Origin of the sequence: Pseudomonas sp. K5002 (genome assembly GCF_013386655.1) — a bacterium.
GTDB lineage: Bacteria > Pseudomonadota > Gammaproteobacteria > Pseudomonadales > Pseudomonadaceae > Aquipseudomonas.
Window position 1 is genome coordinate 1 of the sequence record NZ_JACARK010000040.1, and the last position, 23,555, is coordinate 23,555.

The window sequence follows — 23,555 nt, forward strand, 5'->3', positions numbered from 1 at the left end:
CTGCGGGTTACGTGCCCGCCCAACAGGCGCAGGCCCTGTGGGCTGTCTGCCAGGTCGCGGCGCAGGGTCATTTCCGATACACCCAGCAATGCGGCCATGTCACGCAAGTGAATCGCCGACTCGCCCTGCAAGGCCTTGTGCATGGCCCGAAATCTTTCGCTTTTCTTTGAATCCACTGCGTTCCAACCCTCGTTGAATGCGTGCCCTTGATCAGGGCAGTCACAAAATCCATTTACAATGTTATTTATTTCACATTTAATGCATCCAACTTAACACAAACCGCCTTTTCCCAGCACCTCATCCTTACAGGACACTTGCCATGCCGACTGATCCGTTGCCGCTCGCGGCCTATATCGACCACACCCTGCTGGCCGCCGATGCTTCCCAGGCGAGCATTCGCCAACTGTGCGCCGAGGCCCGCGAGCATGGCTTCAAGTCCGTGTGCGTCAACAGCGCCAACGTGCCGCTGGCCGCCGAATGCCTGCGCGACGCCGCGCCATTGGTCTGTGCCGTCGTCGGCTTCCCCCTGGGTGCGGGCTTGAGTGCGGCCAAGGCTTATGAGGCAAAGCTTGCGATCGAGGCCGGTGCAGGCGAGATCGACATGGTGCTGAACATCGCCTGGCTGAAGGATGGTCTGCTGGACCAGGTACGCGACGATATTGCCCAGGTGCTGGCGGCCTGCGGCGCGGTGCCGCTGAAAGTCATCCTCGAGACCGGCCTGCTGGATGACCAGCAGAAAACCAATGCCTGCAGCCTGTGCCGCGAGCTGAACGTGGCGTTCGTCAAGACCTCCACCGGTTTCGGCCATGGCGGCGCGACATTGGCGGATGTGCGCCTGATGCGCGGCGTGGTGGGGGCGCAGATAGGCGTGAAAGCGTCGGGCGGCGTGCGCGACCTGGCGACGGCCCAGGCGATGATCGAAGCCGGTGCTACGCGCCTGGGCAGCAGCTCCGGGATCGCCATCGTCAGCGGCGCAAAGGCGGCCGCGGGCGCCTACTGAGTTGAGTGCAGCGCTGGCGCCCTTTCACAACCCTTTCACAGTCGGGCGCCTATGGTCATCTCAGCTCCTGGTGAAAACCTTTAAGCCCGCGCTCCCCATCGCGGGCTTTTCTTTGCCCGGAATTTATCCGCAGGTCAGCTACAGCCGGCGTGGCGGTGAGCCGGCGCAGGCCACGCCCTCCAGGCAGAATACAAACGGGGCCACCACTTGAATCTCGCCTTTGAGCAGCATTGAGGGTGGAGGCGCAGGCACTGGCGACGCCGCCGGAACGAATCGCTCCACGGCGCTGACGAACAGATCCGAACCTGTATGGCTGATGACTTTGTGGCGTATCAGGTTGCCTTTGGCGTCAACCACGAATTCAACCCTGACCAGGCCGGTCAATCCTTGCAGGCGAGCTTCTTCGGGGTACGACTTGAAGTGATTGAGGTGAGTGAGCAACTGGTATTCCCATAAGCGTTGTTCTGCCAGTTGTTCCCGGGTGGGGCCGCTCGTGCAGGCACAAAGCAGTAAGACAAGTGCGATCCAGCTGTATTTCATAAACGCAGTTCCGTTGACGTTTGGTGTGCAAGGTGAGGCTAATCAAGGCTCGGTGCGTCAGCGTGTTATCCAGGTCGAACAGAATGGCCCGTGGGTACACGAATGCTTCTTGTGGAAAACCAAATCTGCCTCTCAGGCGGTGGTACTGACGATGGAACCGGTACCGCTTCCACCGTCGGAAGTCAGTGCCTGCAACAACGCCGAAGACGCAGACTGCAATGCAGCTGCCGTTGCGGCAATCTGCGCCTGGGCGGCAGCCACGGCGGCCGCTTTGGCGTCTGCGCTTTGATTGCTGGCCTGGGCCTTTTGCATGTTTTGCTGCTGCTCTTGAAGCTGCTTTTGCAACTCCGCAATCTGCTTTTTCAGCGCCTTGACGGTGTCGGACTCCTGCGACGTGGATGCCGCCTGGCCGCCACCTGCAGCGGGCGCACTTTTGGCACCCGTGTCCGGGTTGAGACTCAGGGTTCCAGAGTCTTCGGTCTTGGAGCTATCGCTGACGCTGGCCGGACTTGGGTTGGCGGGTACTGAAGCGAGACTGCTGACGTTCGTGATCATGTCAAATATCCAATTCCGGTATCGATGTTAATTGATCGGCGCTTAAGCTGATTACTTTAACCCGTTATCGACCCTACCGAACCTGGCGACAACAGCGGACCAATTCAGCGGCAAGGTCTCGAAAAGACGTTGACCAGGCTTCCATCCGGATCACGCAGCAATACCGAAGTGTTGCCCCATGGCATGACCGTCACCGGCATCACCACATCAGCCCGACCGATACGCAGCAGGACGGCCTCGACATCATCCACTTGAAACTCCAGGATCGCCGAACGGTTGCTGGCGGCGACTGCCAGTCCATTGTTGTGAAGGCGGACCAGGCGCTCATCGGCTATGGCCAGGACGACGCCGTCGAGGTGAATTTCAGCGAACCCGTCAGCCAGGTGCCTTGGCTCGACAGTCGAGAGGTTGTGATAGAACTGAACGAGCCGTTCAAAGTGGTTGGTAACGAGACGAACAGACGAGAATTTCATCATTTGACCTGACAGGAGTGAGAGAACTCACCTTAATTCAAGCCCGCGTCAGTTCCTGACAGTAGCGTTGTTATCGGCGTTCCAAACGACAGCCTGTGCCACCACCACGTACTCGCCATTGAAGGTTGCCGCTGGCGAGCCGTAAAGCTGGTAACCCAGCGCAAGCGCTTCAGAGACCCGGTGACAGAAGGAGGCATCGTCCTTGCCTGTCAGGATCCGATAGGTAGGTAGGCCTTCAGGAGGGGAATTCTGCATGGGAGCACCTGCTGGAACAGTTAAGGAAAGCCACTTGGCGATCGGGTGACGCCGGCTTGTTCCCGATGATATCAGTCGATGATCACATCGCGCCCCTCGGCCTTCAAGCGCGCGAGGTTGTCCTTCATCTGCTGCAACCGTTCAGGCGGATGCCCGTGCCATTTCGTGACCTCCGCCACGACGCGCAAAGGGTCAGTGGAGCGATAGGAAAGCGTGGGATTGCCGGGAAACTTCTTATCCGTCACGTTGGGGTCATCCATGATTGCCCCCGTTGGCTCCACAACATAAATCCGTTCCCGCCCACTGCCGAGCGCCAGCTCAGCCCCCCAGATGGCGGCATCCAGCGTGCCCGCAAAGTAAACCCAGGACAGTGCTTTACCTTCTGTAAAGTTGGACGGGTAGCCGACGCGAATCAGATCGCCGGGCTCCAGGTCGGCCCGGGTGCCGTGAAAGAACTGACGGATGAACATGCCAGCGGTATTTGACATGGGCTCGTTGCTCCGTGGATGAATGTTATGTTTGGATGCGAATGCCCCCATCGGCTGGGTTCCTCTATACCACCGCACCTCAGGAAACCGTTGTGACGAATCTGACCATACGACGCGCCAGTATCGACGACTTGCCTTTCATTGTTTTGCTGCTGGCAAATGACTCCCTGGGGGCTGTTCGAGAAGATAGCAGTCTTCCGCTTCAGAGTTCCTACACACGAGCGTTTGAGGCCATCGACGCAGATCCGAACCAGTTTCTTGCCGTCGCTGTGGCTGATGAAGAGGTGGTCGGTACTCTCCAACTTTCTTTCATTCCGAATATTTCTCATCGGGGCGCATGGCGAGCTCAAATCGAAGCCGTCCGCGTGCACGAGCGAATGCGTGGGAGCGGATTGGGCCGGCAATTCTTCGAATGGTCGTTTGAGCAAGCACGTCAGCGCCACTGCCAACTGATCCAGCTTACCTGTGATCGTACGCGGCCAGATGCTCATAGGTTTTATGAGTCCCTGGGGTTCTTGCCAACCCACACAGGCTTCAAGATGAAGCTGTGACCATTTGAGGCGAGCTGGCCCGGCGTTTGATTGCCGGGCCAGAGGGCGGAGTCAAAGCAATACAGTAGCAAGCATGCCCAAGGCGCCGAGGACAAACCCGATGAGTGCGCCACCCCCTGGTGCTTCATGGAACAGCGCCCAGACCACCACGGGCTCAAGCAGCAACAGGGAGGTGACTGAGACCACGGTGACGACCCAGATATCACCGACCGCCACGTACCCCAGCCAATACGCACCCAACAGGCAAAGCCCGGCAAAACACATCAGCACAACGGGAAGGACGAACACCTCCCATGAACCATGCCCTGTCTGGGCAAGCCTGGCGGTTACCACCTCGCTGTAGATTGCACAAAACTCCCCCACCACCATCAACCCTAGAGCAGAAACTCCGAGTAGTTCTTTGGACATATCAAAAACTCCTTCGTATTCAACGCAATATTTTTCAGCTCCCAGCGAGCAATGCCGCTGCCCAGGAGCGTGTTGCAGTGATACGAAGCAGCCTTGAACAGGCCTGAATTACCGAAGTGCTTTTCCATGCTCATGTCCTTCAAAGGGTGAGTCTCAGCGCCCGGAAAAGGGCGCTCGCTGCGATCATACGTTCCGACAGCCCGCCTGAACAACCTGCCCCCTCTCGGTCTGCCGCGAAGTGCTTCTGCAGGATCAGTGAGCGTTGAACCAGTCGGGGGCACAACCGGAAAATGACACCAATGGTCGTTTCAAAAACAGGTTCCGGTCGTAATGTCAGTGAGCAAAAGCAGGCTTGCTGTAGTCGAAAAGAGGCTTTGCGACTACACCGGTATAGGGGACATCGCCAAATGAGCAAGGGTAGGCCCCCTACCCCCACGGTGGCCGAACACCCGGCGCACCCGGCACATTGAAGGACCGACGCCATGCAGAACCTCAAGATCGCGACATTCAACGTCAACGGCATAAAGACGCGACTGCCCAACCTTCTGCAGTGGCTGGAAAAGGAGCGCCCGGACATCGTCTGCCTGCAGGAACTGAAGGCGCAAGACAACGCGTTCCCCGCTGGAGAACTTGAGGCGGCGGGCTATGGCTCATTGCACCATGGCCAGGCATCCTGGAACGGAGTGGCAATCCTCGCGCGGGATTCCGAACCCCTTTTGATCCATAAGGGCCTGCCGGGAGCCAAGGACGACTCGCAGTCTCGATACCTGGAAGCGGCTGTCCATGGCGTGATTGTCGGATGCCTGTACCTGCCCAACGGCAACCCTCAACCCGGGCCAAAATTTGATTACAAGCTCGCGTGGTTCGAACACCTGATCTCCCACGCTGCAACACTGCAGGCCAGCGAACATCCCGTGGTCCTGGCCGGTGACTACAACGTGGTGCCCACCGACCTGGACATCTACAACACCCGCTCATGGCTCAAGGATGCCCTCCTCCAGCCAGAAAGCCGTGAGTGCTTTCAAAGGCTGCTTTCCCAGGGCTGGATCGACTCGCTGAGGCACCTGTACCCGAAAGAGCGGGTGTACACGTTTTGGGATTATTTCCGTCAGCATTGGCAGAAGAATTCCGGGCTGCGCATCGACCATCTGCTGCTCAACCCGGTACTCGCCCCGTACCTTAAAAACGTCGGCGTAGATGCATGGGTACGGGGTGAAGAGCATGCCAGTGATCATGCGCCGACGTGGATTGAAATCTCATCACGGCAAACCCGGTCAAGAAAGAAGCCAAAACGCAGTTGATTCACAAGCCACGACGCTGACTACCGGCACGCGTGCCGGTACCCGACTCACCCATCCCAAGGTGTGATCCGGGCTTACTGATGGGGCACGAATTTCGCGAGCATCAGCCAGCGACTTATGGCCGCAACGAGTTCGGTCTTGCACTCCACCGGCAGCCAATGCCCGCCAGGCAGGCTCGTCACTGTGAGGTCTGCGCAGGCCGCGCGCATTGGATCGCCCAACTGATTGCCGTTGATGGTATTCATCGGGTCGTAATCACCGTTCACAAACAGGACGGGCATGGACAGGCGGCCGCCATTGGGTGCGCGATGGGCGTATTCGATGTTGGCATCGTCGTTCAGATACCACGCGCAGGGCGTGCGGAAACCATGCTCCTCGAACGTGCGCACCAGTGCCGCGAAGTCCGTCTCGGGCCAGAGCGCCGAGTCTGGTGGGGTCGGGGGAGCCCGGTGCGCTTCGCCAAACCGCCCGCCTTTGCGGGTCACTTCGGCATTGGAGGCGACCCTGGCGATGCTTGCAGGGTCGCCTCTTCGATAAATCGACGCCAGCGATGCTGCTTTGTCCGCGTCAAGATCAGCCACGGCGGACGCAAAATGCGTGTTGTAGTAGCGGTAATAGTCCCATTGGCCGTCTGGATACTGGTCGACCGGGTAAATCCCTCGGTCAACCAGCGGTATGAGCGTCGCCAGCGCGTTCGTGGAAGGAAAGTACGGAACCGAAACCAGCACAACGCCGCGGCTGCGCCAAGGTTCATGGGCGACCAGTTCACCCGCCACGACGCTGCCCCAATCGTGGCCCACCCAGATGGCGGGCGTTCCACCGAGATGGTCATGCAGCTCTGTCATGTCTGCCACGATGTTTTCAATCGTGTACGCATTGATCGCGGCCGGCGCCGAAGAGCCGCCATAGCCGCGCATATCGGGTGCGATACAGTGCCAGCCTTGGGCAGCGAACGCTTCCATCTGTGCACGCCAGATCAAACCGAGTTCGGGCCAGCCATGCAGGAACATCATCAATGCCCCATCGGCAGGTCCCGATTCCAGATAATGCGTTGTGTGACGGGGCGTACTGAAGATGCGCGAAGTCAGCTTGAAAGTGGACATAGGATCTCCTCATGTCATACCGGCGCGATGTCTCACTGTAGGTCACCTCGGGTTGCCCGCATATTTTCAGGTCGCGCTTATCCTGGGATCGGGAGCAAAAGAACTGAAGCAACCACACGTCAATCAACGTTGTAGAAAATTTGAATTAGCCAGTTGCCCCGCCGGTCAAGAATTATGAACGCAGTAAATCTGACGAGGTAACAGCAATGACTATCCAGGCAGAGACACTCGTACAACTGACCGAAGCCCTGCAAGAGCGAGGCATGCATCTGGTTTCAGATGTTCACTTCACCCGCGCGCCCTATCGGCAGAATCACCTCTGGGTCTGCACCGTAGCGTAACGATCCCTTATGATGCTTGCCTGCCAGAAGGTCGCCAACCGCGACAGATGGATCAATGCGAACACTCTTATGGATAAGCCCGATGCGGATCAACGTTCTGACAATTTCCCTGGCCACCTTGATGATGACCGGGTGTGCCAACCATGGCGCCAAGCCTTCGACGCACGCGCTGGCGACTCAAGATAACGTAGTTGGCATCTGGGCCATGGTTCCTCTGCGCAACGGAATTGCCAACGTGGTCGAATACAGCGCTGATGCCAAAGCCACATTGCATCCATTCAACTGCGCTGAACCCGGGAAGCACCAGGAAAAAGAAGTGAGCGACTTCAAGGTGTCCGACGATGGAAAGGTCATCCATCTCAAATCACCTTCAGACAACTTCGACCTGAAGGTCCTGGCATTCGACCCGCAGACCATGACGCTGAGCATGGATGTTTCGGATACGAGCCTGACCTTCAACTACGTAAAAGTCAGTAACGTCGCACCGCTGTGTGCCCTTTATCCAAACGCCGCCGCTGAAGCTGCGCGCAAAACCCCTTTCAAGGCCAGTGATTTTGTAGCGGATCCCGGGATACCTGCCCACTCCGGTATGGAGCGATATATTGGCAAGTGGGCAAATGACAAAGGTGAGCTGGAGGTAGAAGTCATCGTGGGTCCCAACGGCAGTGCCTACCTCTACATGGCTTCCAGCAAAAACTGGCACTTCCTGTACAACGAGGTGCATTGGGTAGGCGACGAACTGCATTTTGAAAGCTATGCCTATTCAGACCTTCCCTCTCTTTACAGCCACCCTTTCCATAAATCCAAGACCCACAGCATTCTTCAGCCGAGCGGCGACGGAGGATTACGTTATTCGATCTTTATCGATAAGCGCCGGTACGAATTTCTATTGAACCGCGCGAAGAACTGAGGTTGAGGTAGCGCAGTACTGTTGCGATGACCGGGCGGTGCATCTGCAACGCAGAAGGCAAGGAAGCCTCGCAAACGAAGTGGATTGCGGACCTGTTGAACAATTGCCGACCGGAAACAAACAAGGGCTTGCATCAGCTTTCGCCCGCAAACCCTTGGTTTTAGATGGTGCCCGAAGCCGGAATCGAACCGGCACGCCCTTACGAGCGGGGGATTTTAAGTCCGAAAACTAATCCTTTAAATACATAGACATAGAAGCAATTCCTTTCCGCATCAGAGATAAAAATGACCCTCTACAGCCCAGCAAATTCAAGGGCCGGCATTTTTTTGCGGAAAGGAATTAAACCCTCCCCGGCGTCCTGCCGATCGAACACATACCCAAAAACTCTGAACAAGAGCGGGCTGCCTTTTCAGGCTTGGCCAACTTCCTCCAGCGCAGCATCCCCTCGAAGTCTGACCTCTTCTTTTATCTCCGCAACGAGCCTGGCGATTGCGCGGCTTGATCCCAACGTTTTTGGATCAACCCCGGCGACCGTCAACAATTCCTGCTGAGTCATAGGGTCGATCAGCTGAATGTTGAGTGAGTCATACCTGATCGAGCACACGCACCGGGTGGGAAGGAACGCCGTCTCAATTATATGGCGTAACTCTAAGGTAGAGATCATCACGTGACCCTTTAAAACCAATGGATAGGGGCCTTTCGGCGCGGCGATGTGGCTTAGGGAACCTAAATGTAAAAACGTTCAAGTTAGTACATGTTAGTTTGATTTTTGAGACGTGGTTCACGCATCGTTGCCACCTTGGCAGCCGCCCGTCGCATGGCCATGGAGCTTAGAAGGCAAAAGCATAGTTCGCCTGCTGCTACGCTGTTCACTCCACCAGAGGAACGCCAATGCCCAATTCAGACCTGCTCCCTTCCCTGCTCTCCAAACTCTACGAAAACCAGCTTGCCCTTGAGGCTTCCATCATGGAGCTATCGAACTGGGTCGAGCAGCGTGGCGCCGCCGATGTAGCCGAGAACGTGCGCGGCGCTCTGCACACCATCGATGAGAACGAGGAGTTCATCAAGCTGACTCTGGCGGTCCTCATGTCGCCCGAGTGATGTTGATCTGGCCCTGAGCGCATCACTACTTGCAAGCAACCGACCACAGCTGATCGAGCTTCGTGGTGTAGCTCTGGCTCATCATTTCCCGGCGCATTCCCCAGTCGGGGTTCGTCGGCACACTGGCCGACCGCAGCGTCCCTCTTCCCCACCTGTCGTTGATCTGGTCCAGCACGGTCATCACTCGGGTGGCCTCGGCCGGCTGAGACACCGCGAATAGATCGTCCGTGTATTCGCCTGGCTGGCACAGGTTGAGCAACATCACCTCGGCCTTGCTGTATTTGAAGCCTGGGCGGTAGATGTGGTCGAGCGCATCGACGGCGGCCTTGGTCAGCAGGCGCGCGTCGTCGGTCGGGTACGGCATGTCCACCACTACCCCATTGGCATACTTGGCTTCTTCGGGGTTAAACATGCCTGTTCGGATGCATACACGGACCTTTTTGCACAGCGAGTTTTGAGCTCGCAGCTTTTCAGAGGCGCGCATCATGTAGGTGGCCACCGCCTCCTTGATCGGCGGCAGCTCGGTCAGGCGCTTTCCGAACATCCGGCTACAGCAGATTTCCTGCTTGGGTGGGTCGGGCTCGTCCAGCTCCAGGCATGAGGTGCCGGCCAGTTCGCGGGCGGTCTTCTCGATTACCACGCTGAATTTTTTGCGGAGCGTCCAGGGGTCGGCCTTGGCCAAGTCCATCGCTGTCTTGATGCCCATGGTGTCCAGGTGAAGTTTCATCTTTCTGCCGACACCCCACACCTCCGAAACGTCGGTGTTGCGCAATACCCAGTCACGCTTTACCGGGTCGGTGATATTCACCACGCCGCCGGTCTGGGCCTGCAGGCGCTTCGCTGTGTGGTTTGCCAGCTTGGCCAGGGTCTTTGTGTGGGCGATTCCGACGCCCACCGGGATTCCGGTGCACTGAAAGACTCGGGCGCGAATTTGGCGACCGAGGGCATCCAGACCGTCGATACCTGTCAGATCGGCGAAGGCTTCATCAATGCTGTAGATCTCGACGGCGGGCACTATGCTTTCGATCAGCGTCATGACCCGCTCACTCATGTCCCCGTACAGGGCGTAATTTGAAGAAAACGGGACAATGCCGTGCTGCTTGAGCTTGTTCTTGATCTGGAAATACGGCTCGCCCATTTTCACGAAAGGCTTTGCGTCGTAGCTTCGGGCGATGACACAGCCGTCGTTGTTGCTGAGCACAACGATGGGGACCTTCGCCAAGTCGGGGCGGAATACACGCTCGCAGCTTGCATAAAAGCTGTTGCAGTCGATCAGCGCAAAGACAGGTGGCGACTCAGACATGGCTGCGCACGGTGCTGGTAATCACGCCCCAGATCGACAGCTCGTCGCCCTCCAAAATGTACCGCGCCGGGTATTTCGGGTTCTCCGACAGAAGGATCACCTCTTTCCCGCGCTTACACAGGCGCTTGCAGATGGGGTCATTATTTAGCAGCGCCACGACTACGTGCCCGTGGGCCGGCTCAATAGATCGGTCCACGACCGCCAGGTCACCCTCAAAAATGCCCGCGCCCTGCATGCTCTCGCCAGTGATGGCTATCAGATAGACGTGCGGAGCCCTGATATTTAAGACCTCATCCAATGAGATGTGCTGCTCGATGTGATCGGCCGCCGGCGATGGAAAGCCGGCGGGTACCCGAAAAGAGCAAAAGGGCAGCTTCGTGCCGCCCTCGGCGATAGGACCTAAAATTGAGAAGCTCATGACGCAGCCTTTTACAGATACTGTACGAATGTACAGTTAATATCGCAGATGGCTTGCGGTCAATTTGGTGTAAGAGATATCTGACAAGCGGGCGCGTCAGCCCAACTCATCTGCGTACGCGACGACGGCCGCTTCGGTCAGTTCCCGCCACTCGCCGCTGTCGATTGCGCCGCGCTCTTTCATGTCGTCAGCCAACGCCAAGCGCCTCTCGTAACGCTCCTCCGGTGTGGCTGAGTTGAAGTCCGGGTCGTTTCGCAGGGAAAACCACGCCTCCATTGCGTTGATCTGATCGATGTTTATTGCCATGACGAATACCCGGGGCCAGTGTCTACAGTGTAGAGATTGGCCTGGCCCAGGCTGTTCATTGGGGCCGACGAGCGGAGACGACTATGTGCGGAAGACTTTCCCAGTACAGCGGCATTCATGACTTCGTTGCAGCGCTGAGCATGCCAAATGCACTGGCGAACTCCGTGGGTGAGTTGCCCCTGGAGCGGTACAACGTCGCCCCGACAACCCAAGTCGCCCTGCTCCACCTGCAGGGCGATCTGCTGCATGCCGACCTGGTGCGATGGGGATGGCGGCCGCACTGGGCCAAGGACCGCGCAGCGCCGATTAATGCCCGCGTTGAGAAGGTGGCCCACGGCCCATTCTTCCGCGCAATCTGGCCGCACCGGGCAATCACGCCCATCGACAACTGGTTTGAGTGGGTGGACGAAGGCGGACCGAAGAAGCAGCCCTACCTGATCCGCCGGCGGGACGGTGCACCCGTGCTGTGCGCCGCCATTGGCCAACTGCCCGACAGCGACGAAGGCCCTGGCGAGCATGACGGCTTCGTGATCATCACCGCCGACAGCGCCGGCGGAATGGTGGACATCCACGACCGGCGGCCCGTGGTGCTGACGCCGGACCTGGCTAGGGAATGGCTGGACCCGGCCACGCCCAAGGAGCGAGCAGAACAGATGGTGCTACACCAGGGCGAACCGGCCGAGGTTTTCGAGTGGTTCAAGGTCGATACTGCCGTGGGCAATGTGCGAAACAAAGGGCCGGCGTTGATACATAAAATAATGAATCAGTGAATGAGCTCTTTTGCCTTTTCAAGACACTCCGTCGCGCTATCCAGCGCCTCAGCAGCCTTGGCCGAATCCGCACTACCGTTCTCTGTGCGCTTTCCAGTAATCACGAACAGGATATCGACGCCGGATTTCGCGACCGACGCGAGGTAATCCGCCCGCGGAAAACGAATCCCACTCTCGTACCTTCCCTGAGCATTCACTTCCACTCCACCAATCGCACCAATGGCAGATTGGGACAATCCAAGTCTAAGGCGTTCAGATTTCAATCTTGCACCGATGCTCATGCCTGTATATCCAAATGGGTGTACTCATGGGAGCCATTGAATACAGAGCAAGTTCCCGCCTACAGTTTTCTTCATCTACCGAAAAACCACATGACGCCCACCACAGCAACGACCCACCCCAGCGTCAAAAGAAAAGAGAGCCCTGCCAGCTGCTTGTCCATAAGTGCCTGTCAGTTTTAATGGAGAATTGCCGTCCTGAGCATCCAAGCCAAAAGCGTAGCTCATCATCCTCAGTGCGCAATCGCCCTGACGTACGCCTGGCACGCCCGCAGCGCGATCACGGCATTATCCCCGGCGTCGGTGATGCCGATAACTCTTTGAACATGCGTTGGGTTAAGCTGGGTTAGCTTGCGTAGGAGCCTACGCTGGCGCAGGACAGCCGGCGACCCTTAGAGGTGCTGCATCCGCAATAATGACAGGAGCGGTTGCCGGATTTAACACACCAACGACAACCGCTCAGTCAATAGGACTTGCTATAGGTAGCGTATATGCGTCAGGTTTTTGCAGAAAGCATCGAGCTAGCTTGGTTTAACGACGGACTGTCTGGGATATCCATGGATATGAGCGAAAAAACGTTTCAACGGGGCTTAAAAGAGCTACTGGTTAAGCAGTTTCTAGCACCACGTTCCCCATCCACGCTCTGGTTCAATCCTGCTCTTTTTCCAGGACGACCGAGTAAAATTCATTACCGAATACCGTAGGAAAAGCACTCGCGACTCCTCCACCCCGGTAGCAGTCACGATTGAAACCGAAGCAGAGATGTAATGGTAAGATTGAGGATTAACTACGTGATTGAACTACGGAAAAATATAGCCGCATTTATCTTATTATTAATGTTTTCGGCAAGTGCTTCAGCGCTAGACGCAAACATGAGATTAGAGAACATCAAATCTTTAGGCTTAAGTGTTGAAATACCAACGCAATTCACACCATTATCTGAAAAGCTAGCTGAAATTAAATATCCATCAAAAAGAAGACCTCAGGTTATTTACAGCAATGAAAGCGGCTCTGTATCTTTTGGCATATCAAAGTTAAAAAAACCGGAACTAGTTGGAATTGATGAAATCAAAGATAATATTTTAATCGCCATGAAAAACTTAGCACCTCAAGCTTCACAGATCGAGGCTGGGGGCAATAAGGCATGGCTTATAACATTTACATCGAAGGGGCTCGATGCTGACATATTGAATATGCAGCTATATATGCTATCAGATAATAATTTGATAATTGCAACATTTAATATGACTGAGAGCAATGTCAACGAATATCAGTCTCTTGGTAAAAAAACACTTACCTCAATAAAACTGAATGGATAAACAGTGCAAGGCTCGCTCCGCTTTGTGCACGAAACAGGAGTCTTGGCTGGACTTGCAGGGACGTTCTGCGGGGAAGGTGGCCGGGTGGATGTTGACGCATCCTGCCCGGCCGCTCCTTTTACTTCGGTGTAGAAACCTCTTTTAGGTAGGCCTGACAGGCTCGCAGGGCGATCAATCCTTGGTCTCCGGCATCGGTGATGGCGATAATTCTTTGAGCATGCGCTGGGTCAAGTTGGGCTCGACGGGCTGCATGAACCACGCCGACGGCGCCGGGGGCGGCAGGCACGTCGCAGCCACCGGCTGAATCCGTGGCGTCGAGAAGGACTGACAGCCGCACATCAGCAGTAGCAAGGCGGTCACGCAGCAGAGCCTGGTTGCGCTGGGCATCGGATAATTCCTTGGTGTGTTGTTGATCGGCAGCGGCCAGTTGCTGCTCGGTGGCAAGGCGCTTGTCCTGCTCGGCGCGGGCCTGGGCGGTAGCGGCATTGCCGATCGCGTCAAGGTCCGTCTGGAACTGTCCCGCCTGCTTTGCCAGCTTCCCGTCATACCGCCATTCCTGCACCTGCCAGGCAGCGCCGAAGCTCACGGCCATAGCCAGCAGGATCAGCGCCGCCAGGCTGGCCAACTTCTGCACCGGCGTCATGCCAGCACCTTCAGCGCCACTTTGTACAAAGCCTGGCGATCCTCCAGGCCGTTGATGCCGCCATTGATACGACGGGTGATCTTCAGGAAATCGCTCTGGTCCGCCAGAGTGTTCAGCCCGCGGGTAGACCAGAACCAGGCCGCCGACATCGCAGCGTACTGCGGCTGCTCGAGCAGTTCCGGGCGACTGATCAGGTCCAGGCCCAGGGCCTCGCCGCACGCAGCGTAGTTGGCCCGGCCAGTAACCTGGATCAGGCCGCGGCCACGGTATTTGAAGCCATCGCCATTGACCTTGTTGCCCAGATCGGAGCGCCCTTCGTAGCCGGCCTGCTGCGGCGTGGGGCCCCACAACTCTTTCAGCCAGCGGAACTGCCCCGACTCATGCCCGATCTGGGCGATGAAGGCAGCGATGCGCAGGCACGTGACAATTCCGTACTTGGCCATGGCCGTATTCAGCACAGGAACAAAAACGCCGGCTTGTCGGCCGGCGTTCGGGAGGATCTGTAGCAACTGCTGCTCTGTGATCGGCATGCTTTTCTCCAGGCAATAAAAAACCCGCTCAGGGCGGGCGGTGTAGAACGTCGGTAGTTACGCAGGCGCGACAGGCCACTCAATGGCATCCGGGTATTGCGGCTGCTCGATAACCCGGCTCAGCGCTACTCGGTATTTCTTCCAGGATTTGAGCGCCGCGAGATCTGCGTCAGTGGCTTCGTCGACATCCACGGCGTCCTGAAGTGGCGCGATCGCATAGTCAGCGAGGGCACGCAACCGCACGATCTCTGCCAGGGCCCTTTCCAGCAGCGCCTCACCAGATGTAGTTGGCTCAAGTAACGCCGCGGTCGGGAGTGACTCCACCGCCACATGCAGGGTGATGCTGTGAGCCAAGTCTGTTGGCTCACCGTCCTTACCCACACTTACCGCCAGCACGCCGTCGTTGTAGCTGATGCCGACCGAGCAGGCCGAATCGACCTGATTCACCGCGTAGCCCCAGCCTTCTGGCGGTGGGACCATTCCAAGCGTGCCGTGCACCAGATACTGTCCCGGGCCCGGGTGCTCGGTCGTAATGGTGTTGACGCCCAAAGACGTGACATCAATGACGGCGCCGTCGGCGCCTAATATGTTTACTGCTGCACGAGTGGTCATTTAGATAGCCTTCAGTGTGCCGTCGGCGGCGCGGGTCGTGTTTTGGGTGTGGTACAGCTCTGCCCAGGCCGTCCAGTTGCTGGCGGCCCGAATCCTGAAAAACATCCTGTTTGCCGTAAGCGCCGTCCACATCTCATTTGCGTAGGCGCCGTTAGGGTGCTGGTTGTGAATGCCATGCCCCTGTCCATCTATGGTGCCCTGGCCTATCGGAACTCCAGTCGTGGCTGCCGTCGTGTTAAAAAACTTGGTCACGTTCAGGGTGCTCAGGCTGCCCGCCTCCGTGATGCTTGAACCACCCAGCCCGTAGTCGCCAGCCGCCAATGCGCCGAGAATCGCCCGGGCGGCGGGGGCTGTTGTCGCCCCTGTACCGCCCTTCGCCACCGGCACAATGTTTTCCGTCGAGACCGCGCCCAGGCCGGCCAGGGTGGCGCCCCATTGGTTGACGATCTGCCGAAGTTGATCGGCGGAGTCCTTCACGTAGCCCTGCATCGGCGCCAGGGCGTACGTACCCGCAGAGACTGTCGCCCCCAGGTAGTTAGGCGAGATGGTTAGCACCGTATTGCTGGCGATGTTGGTCACCTCATACCAGCGCCCATCGGGCCCAGTCCATGCGTCTCCCACGCGACCGTTGGCACTGAACGACGTGCCTGTGCCAGTGACCGTATTTGAATTCAATGCAACTGCAACTGTGCCGGCTCTGTACCAAGGCATACTTTTCTCCAGGAAATAAAAAACCGCTCAGGGCGGCTATTGAATATTGAATTGTCTGGTGAACGGCTAAATCACTGGCTTAGCGAACACCACGGGCACATAAAATGTCGCAGCGTTAGAGACTCCAATCGTAAACATCACAATCCGGTTGTTTGCGTAGTCCCACACGCAGTACAACTTAGCGCCCTTGCTAGAACCGGCACTGACATCCATCCCTATGTTGTTGATCATGATGTAATCGCCGGAGTCCAGTGGGGATGGCGCTGTAAAGTTGACCTGGGTCTGACCCTGCGGTGTTGTGCTGGATCCAATGTAGGTCCATGCCGATATCGTGCGGGTGAACTGCGCGCACGGTGTCCCGCTATCAAACAACAACTTTCCTTGCCCATCCCATAATCTAAACCCGTACTTCGCAGTGGGAGTTGCCCCGCCGAACGAGGCCACGAAGAACTTTCCAGAGCCCATTCCCAAGAATGAGAAGCCCGTCCAGTTGCCTGCGGTACCGGTTATCTTGGCGTAACTTATGGTTACCGAGGCACTGGGGCGAACAAACACCAAGGGCGGTTCCTGGGTGGTTATCGGCGCCGGGAAGACGATAGGTCCGCTGTAGTCACCTTTGTACAGGACGACCAACCTGGCAAACTCCGAATCGATGACCACGACACCTGAGTCGTTGGTAAACGACATTCCATAAGACGCCATTATCGGTACTTCATCACTAAAAGCCTTTGTGTGGCCAACCCTGGGGCCGGCGGTGACGACGGATTTATGCTTCGGTTAACGTACCAAACCCTAACTACCCCGGACATGACTTGAGGCTCGTATTGGATTGCGTTCAGGTTCTGTGCGCTGGGGTCTTCAGGGTATGGCGCGGTCGGAACGCATACAGCGCTGCAGGTTGCTGGGTCACAACCAGCAACCGTTATGTCGCTATACAGAGTGCCGGCCGGGCGGGTTACCAAGGCCGAGTAGATAACCTGCACAGTGAAAGAGTTTTCATCCAATTCAAGGAGGCCCGTAGGCCCCCAAACTCTCGCCCCATAGCTCATGCTGAAAGATCCCCCCACTGGTATCGCTTCACACCGTTCTCATCGAACACCTTGCCACCGGCGTTGTTGATTACCTGGCGTGCCTGGCCTCCGAGCGAGCTGTTGATTTCAAATGTCCCGTCGAAGAACAACTTCCAGCCGGCAATACCTGCCTGGTAATTGTTCGACTGGATGTAGTTGCCGATCTTGGCGTTGGTGATCGTCCCGTCCTGAATCATGGCGGAGCTCATGAAAACCTGACCACCCTGAACTACAAACGGCGTGGTGAAAGCACCACCATCGATTGTGTTCACTACGGCAAATCGATCAGCACTCACCAGGAACTGGCTTTGCAGCAAACCATCAGCGCCCTGCTCGATACCCAGGCCGATCCCGGCGGCGACATACTGACCGTTGGCATTGACCTGCATTTTGACGGACCACATGGTGGAAAGCTTTCCATTGGTATCAGCCTGAGCCCTTGCTGTTACCTGAATCGCAGCCTTGTTCTTCACCTCGCTGATTGCGCTGGCCAAGTCTCCCTCGTCGGTACCGTCCCGCCCGCCGCCAACAACAGCTTGAAGCGTGGTGGACTGTGAGGCGACGGCCTTGTTGGTGTCGGCTAGGGAATCGGTGACCGTTTGAACGGCTGCCGAGTTTTCATCGACCTTCGCCTGTGTCTTATCGATTCTTTGGCCGAGCGCGGTGTCCGCATTCGCCCGGGCGGTTGCCTCTTGGCTGATCGCCGCGCCGTTGTTGCCGACGGTGACCCCCATCTGATCGATGCGAGTACCAAGAGCACTATCGGCATCAGCCCTTGTCGATGCCTCGCTGCCAATTGCAGCAGTGTTGCCGTCGACGCTGCTTTTCAACTGATCCAGTCGTGTCGCCGTTGCAAGGGTTTCAGTGGCTACCACCTGCTCAAGCGAGGTAAGCCCGGCCCTGTTCTGCCCTACCGCCGCATCCAGCGACGTGGTGCGCTCAACCAGCGCTCGGTTGTCCGAGGCCTGAACCTTGACCTGCTCAGCGAACTTGGCGGTGGCATCCCAACCTTTCAGGGCGTCCGCCAGGTCGCCCTCCCCGCTGTCCTCCCTCCAGCTCGCCTGGAGCGATTGCAGGGCGGAGGCCTGTGCCGTGACCTTGCCGTCCACGGTGTCGATGGATGCCTTGTTCTGCTGGATCTGCAGCGCCATGGCCTGGGTTGTCTCTGCAATGGTGCCGATATCAAACCAGTACTGGGCATTGGGAGGCGTAGCGTTTTTCGGTACCGGCGCGATGGCTTGGTACAGGTGCTGGCCCTGCCGCACTACGTCGCCGGCGGCATAGCTTTTGGTCGGATCGTAGACCAGGGCGTCCGTGATCTGATCGATCAGGTCTTCCAATTCCTGCTTGGCCTGCTCCAAGCGATCGTTCACAGACCCCGGACCGTCGCCGGAGATCAGTTCAATCTCCTTGACCAACTCCTGAGCCAGCTCGGTTTTACCAATCTGGCCGGCAATCAAGTCCAGGATGGGGCCGGCCTGCGAACTGGCCTGCCCAATCACACCGTTCACCACAGGATAGAACGGCCCGATATTTCCGGTCCGGTCCACCAGGCGCGCCCAGAAGAAGAACCGAGCGCCCGCCAACAGCGACTGCATGCGGTAGTCAGCCTGCGGATATGCCAGGTCGGCCAGCTTGGTAGCGGCTCCAAGATTGTTTGCTGGGCCATACCACAACTCGGTGCGCTGGGTATCCTGGGCGCCAGCAGGGAATCCCCACTTGATGCCGATGCCGAACAACTCGCTGGTGGTGGTCAGGAACGCCACCGCCGGCGGCAGGCCGACCTTCCCTTCCAGATTGGTCAGATTTGAGCTTTTCCAGATCGACGATATCTCGAAGGCGCTCACCGAGCGGACCCGGGCCAAATAGGCGCCCGAGTAGATGCCGGTGACGTCAACACTGGTCGAACCTGTCCGTTGCACCTTGATCCAGTTGCCGCTGTCCTTGCGCCACTCCACGTCATAGGCGACCGCACCGTTCACCGCGGGCCACGAGATGTTCATGGTGCTAATAGCGATGCCCTGGTTCACGGCGTAGCTCGACGTCAGCGTGACACTGGCAGGTGCTGGAACTACGGTGATCGGGATGACGCTGATCGGCCGCTCTTCCAGCCGAGCGCCGGTGTCGATGTGAGCAAACTTGCTCGGGTCGTACTGCACGGCCGAGATTTCGAACACGCCAGGCTCTGGCCGGGAGACGCTGGTCACCCGGTACAACGGGATGGACAGGTCGTCAGCGTCGAGCGCCCACACCAGCTCCCGCTCAGGCGCCACGGAGTACGCCGTGGTGACCGTGACCTGGCGGCCGCTGACCAGTTGCACGGTGCGCCCCTCGCATTTGCCGTCGGGCAGGTTGAGGATCAGCCGGTCGCCTGGCTTGGCCTGAGTGTCACGATCGAGGGTGATGACTTTGCTGTTCACCGCCGAGATACGCCCGCCCACGGGCCTGCCCGCCAGCAGTTCGTCAGCGATCGGAATTACGTAGCCAGGCAGCGGGATGCGCCCGTCCAGGCCGACACGGAACGTTACCGCCCGGTCCTTGGAGTTGGTGAGCAAGGCCCACTTGCCACGGCGCTGGGCCTCCGACTCACGCGTGCAGCCGATCGCGCTGATCTCCAGCGGGTTATCGCCGTAGCGGCGCTGCAGCTTCTGATCGGTCACCGCCGTGACATCGGTGTCGTAGTTGTTCAGCGGGTTGTCGTAGCTGATCAGGGCCCGACTGTAGCGGGTGCGCTCCGACGCGCTGGAATAGGTGAACTTGCCATCGATGACGTTCGCCCGGGTGTAGGCGAAGTCGAAGTCAGTGGCGCGCGGCATATCGGCCAAGGTGAAGACCTGGCCCTGTGCCCAGTAGGTCATGCCCCTGTATATCGCCGAGATGTCACGCAGCAGGGACCAGGCGTCGGCCTTGCTCTGCAGGTTCAGGTTGCAGATGAAGCGCGGCTCCTGACCACCCTTCCCGTCCGGCACCAGTTGGTCGCAATACTGCGAGATGCGATAAAGCTCCCACTTGTCGACCATCCAAGGCTTGATGCGGCGGCCCAAGCCAAAGCGGTCGACGGTAGTGATTCCGTAGGTCGCCCAGACTGGATTGTTGGTGTAAGCCTCTTTCAGCGTCCCATCCCAGATACCGCTGTATGTCCGCGAAACGGGGTCATAGTTACTGGGCACCTGCCATTTACGAGCCTTGCAGCCGACTGTTACCGCTGGAATGCTGCGGAACTGCTCGGCCGAAAACTCGATATAGAGCAGCGCGGTGTTCGGGTACCGCAACTTCGCGTCGATCACCTCCGTGAAGCCGGCGATCTGCATCGTGTCGGAGATTTTGTTGTTGTTCTGGTTGATCGTCAGGCGCGTGATGCGCATCAGCCAGCCGGAAGTAGCCTTCGGCAAATCGATGCGACGGGTGCGCTCGTACACGCTGGTGGTCTTGCCGTCGACAGCTTCGCTCAGCACCTGCCGATACGCGCCGCCGTCGGTTGCCAGTTCAACCTTGTACTCGATCCGGTACCCATTGATGTTCCCGCCGGCATCCACAGACTGGAGCGCCGGCCAGGCGAAGCGCACGCGCACGGCGGAAAGCTGAGTGTTGCTGATGGACTTAACCCATGGCGTGCCGCTGCGCAGCTCGGTTCCAATCGTGGTCTCGTTCTCGACAGACGGAATGCCCTGGATATAGGCCTGATCCACCGCACCGGTGCGCCATTCCCACTTCACGTTCGGGAAGTTCATGTTGCCCTGAGGGTCTTGCAGCGGGGTGTTGTCGAGGTAGATGTCGCGCGCGGTAGGCGTTCCTTCGAACTCACCCTCACCGATGGCGATCAGCATCTTGGCAATTGCGACAGAGCGCAGACTGTCCGGAACTTCAGTTGGCGTTTTTGGTTTCTCTTCGCCGCCCTTGGCGCCGTGGATATCAATCTTGAGTGCTGCGCCCATGCTTTTCTCCAGGCAATAAAAAACCGCCTCATGGGCGGCTGCTGTGTTTCAGGTATTGGCTACATCTGGTCTTCTGCGTAAATCGCGGCACTGATGATTGCGCCGCCCCAGCGTCGCTCGCCAATGCAGAGCGGTACCGGGTTGCCGGAAGCCGTTGTGTTCTTCGCGCTGCCGAAGGCGTAGCCGGGCGTGTTCTCTGGCGCAGCACTGGTCTTTAGTCCGCCGGCCTGGGGGCTGAGCATTTGGATTACGCCGCCGGCGACTAGTCCGATGCCCGCTCCAATTAACGGGGTGCCGAACGGAGTTGCCGCGAAAATAACCCCGACAACAATCAGGATCGCGCCGACGATGGTCTGAAGGACCCCGCCGCGCTTGCTACCCACCACTACAGGAGCAATCCGAATGTCGCCGGCGCCGCTGTAGCTCAACTCTTTCTCGCCGATGTTGCGCTTATCGCGAAAGACTGCGAACTCCAGACCTCGCGATTTGGCGTTCGACAGGAAGCGTTCAAATCCGGGAATCTGAATGCACAGAGCCTTAATGGCCTCGGCAGGCGATTTCACCGCAAGCCTGAAGGACTTTCCGAACTGACGTAGCTGCCCGTGCAGTCGAATGGTTGTCATTGGTTGGTAGTTGATCGCTGATGCCTGCATCTTATTTCTCCGGGCAATAAAAAACCGCCCGGAGGCGGCTTTATGATTTTCGTTTTTCAGTTGTAGTCGACATAGGGGCCGATGTAGAAGCCGCCTATATCACCGCTGATCCTGTACAGACTTTCCTTCCCAGGCTGTACGGTCGCCGCAATAGTTCGGATCGCCGCGCCAGCACATAGACCAGATCCTGCCAGGCCAGCGCCGAGATTTGGCGATCCCGGCGGAAGGTAAAAGGTGGCGCGCTGACCAGTACCAATTTTCGCAGCCTTGCGCCCATCTACATAGACGACGATATCGCAGCCCGAACCGACGGCGCCGGAGTCGCGCACAACCGTGATTTTCCCACTTTCGCCAGATGGCTTGGACTGAAAGGCATAAACCTCATCCGCCGGCACCGGCTTTGCGTCGCGCACTGAAATTGCCGTTGAGGCACACCCCGCCAGCATCACCACCGCTACCGCCGCTATCAAAATTCGCATGTCGTTCCCTCGTTAAGACGTGGCGAGACTGTAGCACTGAGGGGGAGATGCATGAAGTTCGTCGCAGGATCAACGCCTTGTCTGGCAAGCAAGAATCACATCTACGGCTTCTACGAAACCACTTCCACCAGCTCCCTCACTAATCCAAGCAGGCAAATCAGACATTTGCTCGACACAATCTCGGATAGTGCTGACCCCCAAAGTATGGCGGAAGTATCCAAACATCGGCCCATCATTGAGAGAGTCTCCGCTGTAGAAGACTTGAGCCACATCTTCGCCTGGCAACAAGCCATAGATTGCGCTGAGAACGTGTTTAGCCATGACCAGCTTGTCATACCGACCAAACCACGCAAGCGCCCATAAATTGTTGAATGTGTACTCCGCACCGACCGTACGGAATATTTCTATCAAAGAGTCTCTACGATCAATTTCAGACGGAATTTCCCAAGCAACACTGGCTTGCCGAAACCCTTGGTCAGCGGCTAAACGAGCCCAGGGCAACTGCTGGGTCACCATTTCAATCAGCAGCTCGCGCTTGCGAAGACTATCTTCGACAGCCTCGCCTTGATGCCAGTAGTCCCGACGTAAACGATGGGTGTCAGCGCTTCGGCTAAAGAACAGGGCTCCGTTTTCGCCAATGACTCCATCAACGGGCCACATGCGAGCCATCTGATCACACCAACCAGCAGGCGCGGCGGTGACTGGGATCACGCGAATGCCGGCAGTTTGCAAGCGTTCCAGCGCAGTGTAGGTACGAGCAGCCAGCCGACCCTGGTAAGTCAGCGTCTCATCCATATCAGTCAAAACGTATCGAATATTCTCAAAAGTTTCAGGGGGGCATTGGACTAGAGGGCGCACGTTACAACTCCAGTGAAAGTTACCGGCCCTCGTAGGCTGAGGCTTCAATTTTATATTGATATAGGATTCGCTTGAGGCGGTTTCCGTCGACTGTCAGTCAGCGATACTGGCTTACATGGTATGTCTTGAGTGGAGCAAGATTATAGCCATTGCAGCTATCAAAATCCGCATGTCGTTCCCTCTTCGGTTTCGCGGGACTGTAGCCCAACCTAAGTTGCCGGACCAAGCAGGCCTAACTGATCAGCGCTGATCTATTTCAATCTTCTGTGTGGGGTCCGGGCTGTATTTTTGGCGCTTCAACTGCGGATCTCCCTTGGCCATACAGAAGAAATAAATCTCTGCCTCGCCGCAGCCGCCGTGCAATGCGCACTCACTGGCTTGCATGTGATCCAGCAGGATCTCTCGGCCTTGGGACTCGCAGAATACGTTCGCTTCTTTGAGAGCCTGCCCTTTCGCGGAGGCAGGCCCGCCAAAGGGAACACGAGTTGAAATCGTGTATGTATCAGGCCCGACCTTGATAGGTCCGCTATCCGCGCAGCCCGCAAGCATCGCAGCAGACAGAGCCATCAGCCAGATTTTCATAGTTGTCCTCCCCGGGAAAGAAGGGACTGTACCTCGGACCTGGCCAGGCATCCAGCCTGTAC

General features: G+C 57.5%; 32 protein-coding genes and 1 pseudogene. 8 read left to right on the plus strand and 25 right to left on the minus strand.

Annotation, left to right across the window (positions count from 1 at the left end):
• A partial coding sequence (locus HX846_RS01990; protein WP_178964860.1) for a DeoR family transcriptional regulator occupies nucleotides 1–176 on the minus strand: 176 nt, incomplete at its 3' end.
• Nucleotides 177–319: 143 nt separating this feature from the next.
• Between HX846_RS01990 and deoC the strand changes: the two genes are divergently transcribed.
• Nucleotides 320–1,000 (plus strand): deoxyribose-phosphate aldolase, encoded by a 681-nt coding sequence (gene deoC / locus HX846_RS01995; RefSeq protein WP_178964861.1) that lies wholly within the window; start codon nucleotides 320–322, stop codon nucleotides 998–1,000.
• A 138-nt stretch (nucleotides 1,001–1,138) separates the two neighbouring features.
• Here the strand turns inward: deoC and HX846_RS02000 are convergent, their stop codons facing one another.
• From HX846_RS02000 to arr, 5 genes are all read right to left on the minus strand, one after another.
• Nucleotides 1,139–1,540, minus strand: coding sequence for a TonB family protein (locus HX846_RS02000; protein WP_003207740.1), 402 nt, complete (start codon nucleotides 1,538–1,540; stop codon nucleotides 1,139–1,141).
• A gap of 132 nt (nucleotides 1,541–1,672) precedes the next feature.
• Entirely contained in the window at nucleotides 1,673–2,095 is a 423-nt protein-coding gene (locus HX846_RS02005) for a hypothetical protein (RefSeq protein WP_003207738.1), read from the minus strand.
• Nucleotides 2,096–2,199: 104 nt separating this feature from the next.
• Nucleotides 2,200–2,568, minus strand: a complete 369-nt coding sequence (locus HX846_RS02010; RefSeq protein ID WP_178964862.1) for a VOC family protein — start codon at nucleotides 2,566–2,568, stop codon at nucleotides 2,200–2,202.
• Between the two features lie 48 nt (nucleotides 2,569–2,616).
• Nucleotides 2,617–2,823 carry a DUF1737 domain-containing protein gene (locus HX846_RS02015; RefSeq protein WP_003207731.1) on the minus strand — a complete coding sequence of 69 codons (207 nt, stop codon included), beginning with the start codon at nucleotides 2,821–2,823 and terminating at the stop codon, nucleotides 2,617–2,619.
• A gap of 71 nt (nucleotides 2,824–2,894) precedes the next feature.
• On the minus strand, nucleotides 2,895–3,311 hold the full coding sequence (arr, locus tag HX846_RS02020) for an NAD(+)--rifampin ADP-ribosyltransferase (protein ID WP_023658807.1): 417 nt from the start codon (nucleotides 3,309–3,311) through the stop codon (nucleotides 2,895–2,897).
• A gap of 92 nt (nucleotides 3,312–3,403) precedes the next feature.
• On the opposite strand from arr, the gene HX846_RS02025 reads away from it, so the two are divergent.
• Complete coding sequence (locus tag HX846_RS02025) at nucleotides 3,404–3,862, plus strand: GNAT family N-acetyltransferase (protein ID WP_003207728.1); 459 nt, start codon at nucleotides 3,404–3,406, stop codon at nucleotides 3,860–3,862.
• A 51-nt stretch (nucleotides 3,863–3,913) separates the two neighbouring features.
• Here the strand turns inward: HX846_RS02025 and HX846_RS02030 are convergent, their stop codons facing one another.
• Both HX846_RS02030 and HX846_RS02035 read right to left on the minus strand, forming a co-directional pair.
• A complete protein-coding gene (locus HX846_RS02030; protein ID WP_256739759.1) occupies nucleotides 3,914–4,270 on the minus strand; it encodes a hypothetical protein in 357 nt (118 codons plus the stop codon).
• Nucleotides 4,237–4,398 carry a hypothetical protein gene (locus HX846_RS02035; protein ID WP_166742167.1) on the minus strand — a complete coding sequence of 54 codons (162 nt, stop codon included), beginning with the start codon at nucleotides 4,396–4,398 and terminating at the stop codon, nucleotides 4,237–4,239. The genes HX846_RS02030 and HX846_RS02035 overlap by 34 nt, the downstream gene beginning before the upstream one ends.
• A gap of 354 nt (nucleotides 4,399–4,752) precedes the next feature.
• Between HX846_RS02035 and xth the strand changes: the two genes are divergently transcribed.
• A complete protein-coding gene (gene xth / locus HX846_RS02040) occupies nucleotides 4,753–5,571 on the plus strand; it encodes an exodeoxyribonuclease III (RefSeq protein WP_178964863.1) in 819 nt (272 codons plus the stop codon).
• 74 nt (nucleotides 5,572–5,645) lie between these two features.
• Here xth and HX846_RS02045 read toward each other — a convergent pair whose 3' ends face one another.
• Nucleotides 5,646–6,674: an alpha/beta fold hydrolase gene (locus HX846_RS02045; RefSeq protein ID WP_178964864.1), complete on the minus strand. Its 1,029-nt coding sequence runs from the start codon at nucleotides 6,672–6,674 to the stop codon at nucleotides 5,646–5,648.
• Nucleotides 6,675–6,880: 206 nt separating this feature from the next.
• On the opposite strand from HX846_RS02045, the gene HX846_RS39390 reads away from it, so the two are divergent.
• Nucleotides 6,881–7,015: a hypothetical protein gene (locus HX846_RS39390; RefSeq protein WP_023658805.1), complete on the plus strand. Its 135-nt coding sequence runs from the start codon at nucleotides 6,881–6,883 to the stop codon at nucleotides 7,013–7,015.
• An 82-nt stretch (nucleotides 7,016–7,097) separates the two neighbouring features.
• Complete coding sequence (locus tag HX846_RS02050; protein WP_177035501.1) at nucleotides 7,098–7,925, plus strand: hypothetical protein; 828 nt, start codon at nucleotides 7,098–7,100, stop codon at nucleotides 7,923–7,925.
• A gap of 409 nt (nucleotides 7,926–8,334) precedes the next feature.
• On the opposite strand, the gene HX846_RS02055 is transcribed toward HX846_RS02050, so the two are convergent.
• Nucleotides 8,335–8,589, minus strand: coding sequence for a DUF1652 domain-containing protein (locus HX846_RS02055; protein ID WP_102368986.1), 255 nt, complete (start codon nucleotides 8,587–8,589; stop codon nucleotides 8,335–8,337).
• A gap of 227 nt (nucleotides 8,590–8,816) precedes the next feature.
• Here HX846_RS02055 and HX846_RS02060 point away from each other — a divergent pair, with 227 nt between their 5' ends.
• Nucleotides 8,817–9,026 carry a hypothetical protein gene (locus HX846_RS02060; RefSeq protein WP_177023106.1) on the plus strand — a complete coding sequence of 70 codons (210 nt, stop codon included), beginning with the start codon at nucleotides 8,817–8,819 and terminating at the stop codon, nucleotides 9,024–9,026.
• 25 nt (nucleotides 9,027–9,051) lie between these two features.
• Here HX846_RS02060 and umuC read toward each other — a convergent pair whose 3' ends face one another.
• The 3 genes from umuC to HX846_RS02075 form a co-directional block, all read right to left on the minus strand.
• The gene (gene umuC, locus HX846_RS02065; RefSeq protein WP_178964865.1) at nucleotides 9,052–10,329 is read right to left on the minus strand and encodes a translesion error-prone DNA polymerase V subunit UmuC; all 1,278 of its coding nucleotides are present in this window, start codon (nucleotides 10,327–10,329) and stop codon (nucleotides 9,052–9,054) included.
• Nucleotides 10,322–10,747, minus strand: coding sequence for a LexA family transcriptional regulator (locus HX846_RS02070; protein ID WP_102368983.1), 426 nt, complete (start codon nucleotides 10,745–10,747; stop codon nucleotides 10,322–10,324). The genes umuC and HX846_RS02070 overlap by 8 nt, the downstream gene beginning before the upstream one ends.
• A gap of 96 nt (nucleotides 10,748–10,843) precedes the next feature.
• The gene (locus HX846_RS02075; RefSeq protein WP_102368982.1) at nucleotides 10,844–11,053 is read right to left on the minus strand and encodes a hypothetical protein; all 210 of its coding nucleotides are present in this window, start codon (nucleotides 11,051–11,053) and stop codon (nucleotides 10,844–10,846) included.
• An 83-nt stretch (nucleotides 11,054–11,136) separates the two neighbouring features.
• On the opposite strand from HX846_RS02075, the gene HX846_RS02080 reads away from it, so the two are divergent.
• A complete protein-coding gene (locus HX846_RS02080) occupies nucleotides 11,137–11,823 on the plus strand; it encodes an SOS response-associated peptidase (protein WP_178964866.1) in 687 nt (228 codons plus the stop codon).
• Here the strand turns inward: HX846_RS02080 and HX846_RS02085 are convergent.
• Together HX846_RS02085 and HX846_RS39395 are read right to left on the minus strand one after the other, a co-directional pair.
• Nucleotides 11,817–12,104 carry a helix-turn-helix domain-containing protein gene (locus HX846_RS02085; RefSeq protein ID WP_008431807.1) on the minus strand — a complete coding sequence of 96 codons (288 nt, stop codon included), beginning with the start codon at nucleotides 12,102–12,104 and terminating at the stop codon, nucleotides 11,817–11,819. The two genes, HX846_RS02080 and HX846_RS02085, sit on opposite strands and share 7 nt — an antisense overlap.
• 230 nt (nucleotides 12,105–12,334) lie before the next feature.
• Nucleotides 12,335–12,445, minus strand: a pseudogene (locus HX846_RS39395) (lysis protein); the annotation flags it as partial.
• A 447-nt stretch (nucleotides 12,446–12,892) separates the two neighbouring features.
• Here HX846_RS39395 and HX846_RS02090 point away from each other — a divergent pair.
• Nucleotides 12,893–13,420, plus strand: a complete 528-nt coding sequence (locus tag HX846_RS02090; RefSeq protein ID WP_177023111.1) for a hypothetical protein — start codon at nucleotides 12,893–12,895, stop codon at nucleotides 13,418–13,420.
• A gap of 118 nt (nucleotides 13,421–13,538) precedes the next feature.
• Here the strand turns inward: HX846_RS02090 and HX846_RS02095 are convergent, their stop codons facing one another.
• The 10 genes from HX846_RS02095 to HX846_RS02140 form a co-directional block, all read right to left on the minus strand.
• Nucleotides 13,539–14,063, minus strand: coding sequence for a lysis system i-spanin subunit Rz (locus tag HX846_RS02095; RefSeq protein ID WP_177040405.1), 525 nt, complete (start codon nucleotides 14,061–14,063; stop codon nucleotides 13,539–13,541).
• Nucleotides 14,060–14,593, minus strand: a complete 534-nt coding sequence (locus HX846_RS02100) for a glycoside hydrolase family 19 protein (RefSeq protein WP_177040406.1) — start codon at nucleotides 14,591–14,593, stop codon at nucleotides 14,060–14,062. The genes HX846_RS02095 and HX846_RS02100 overlap by 4 nt, the downstream gene beginning before the upstream one ends.
• Nucleotides 14,594–14,650: 57 nt before the next feature.
• On the minus strand, nucleotides 14,651–15,205 hold the full coding sequence (locus HX846_RS02105) for a tail fiber assembly protein (protein WP_177067388.1): 555 nt from the start codon (nucleotides 15,203–15,205) through the stop codon (nucleotides 14,651–14,653).
• A complete protein-coding gene (locus HX846_RS02110; protein ID WP_177040408.1) occupies nucleotides 15,206–15,784 on the minus strand; it encodes a phage tail protein in 579 nt (192 codons plus the stop codon).
• A gap of 198 nt (nucleotides 15,785–15,982) precedes the next feature.
• Nucleotides 15,983–16,603 (minus strand): hypothetical protein, encoded by a 621-nt coding sequence (locus HX846_RS02115; protein WP_250884703.1) that lies wholly within the window; start codon nucleotides 16,601–16,603, stop codon nucleotides 15,983–15,985.
• A 358-nt stretch (nucleotides 16,604–16,961) separates the two neighbouring features.
• On the minus strand, nucleotides 16,962–20,921 hold the full coding sequence (locus HX846_RS02120) for a phage tail protein (protein ID WP_178964867.1): 3,960 nt from the start codon (nucleotides 20,919–20,921) through the stop codon (nucleotides 16,962–16,964).
• A gap of 59 nt (nucleotides 20,922–20,980) precedes the next feature.
• Entirely contained in the window at nucleotides 20,981–21,574 is a 594-nt protein-coding gene (locus HX846_RS02125; RefSeq protein ID WP_102368972.1) for a tail assembly protein, read from the minus strand.
• A 56-nt stretch (nucleotides 21,575–21,630) separates the two neighbouring features.
• Entirely contained in the window at nucleotides 21,631–22,053 is a 423-nt protein-coding gene (locus HX846_RS02130; protein WP_178964868.1) for a hypothetical protein, read from the minus strand.
• Between the two features lie 69 nt (nucleotides 22,054–22,122).
• Nucleotides 22,123–22,911, minus strand: coding sequence for an HAD hydrolase family protein (locus tag HX846_RS02135; protein WP_256739760.1), 789 nt, complete (start codon nucleotides 22,909–22,911; stop codon nucleotides 22,123–22,125).
• 240 nt (nucleotides 22,912–23,151) lie between these two features.
• On the minus strand, nucleotides 23,152–23,493 hold the full coding sequence (locus HX846_RS02140) for a hypothetical protein (protein WP_242167177.1): 342 nt from the start codon (nucleotides 23,491–23,493) through the stop codon (nucleotides 23,152–23,154).
• Between the last annotated feature and the right edge of the window lie 62 nt (nucleotides 23,494–23,555).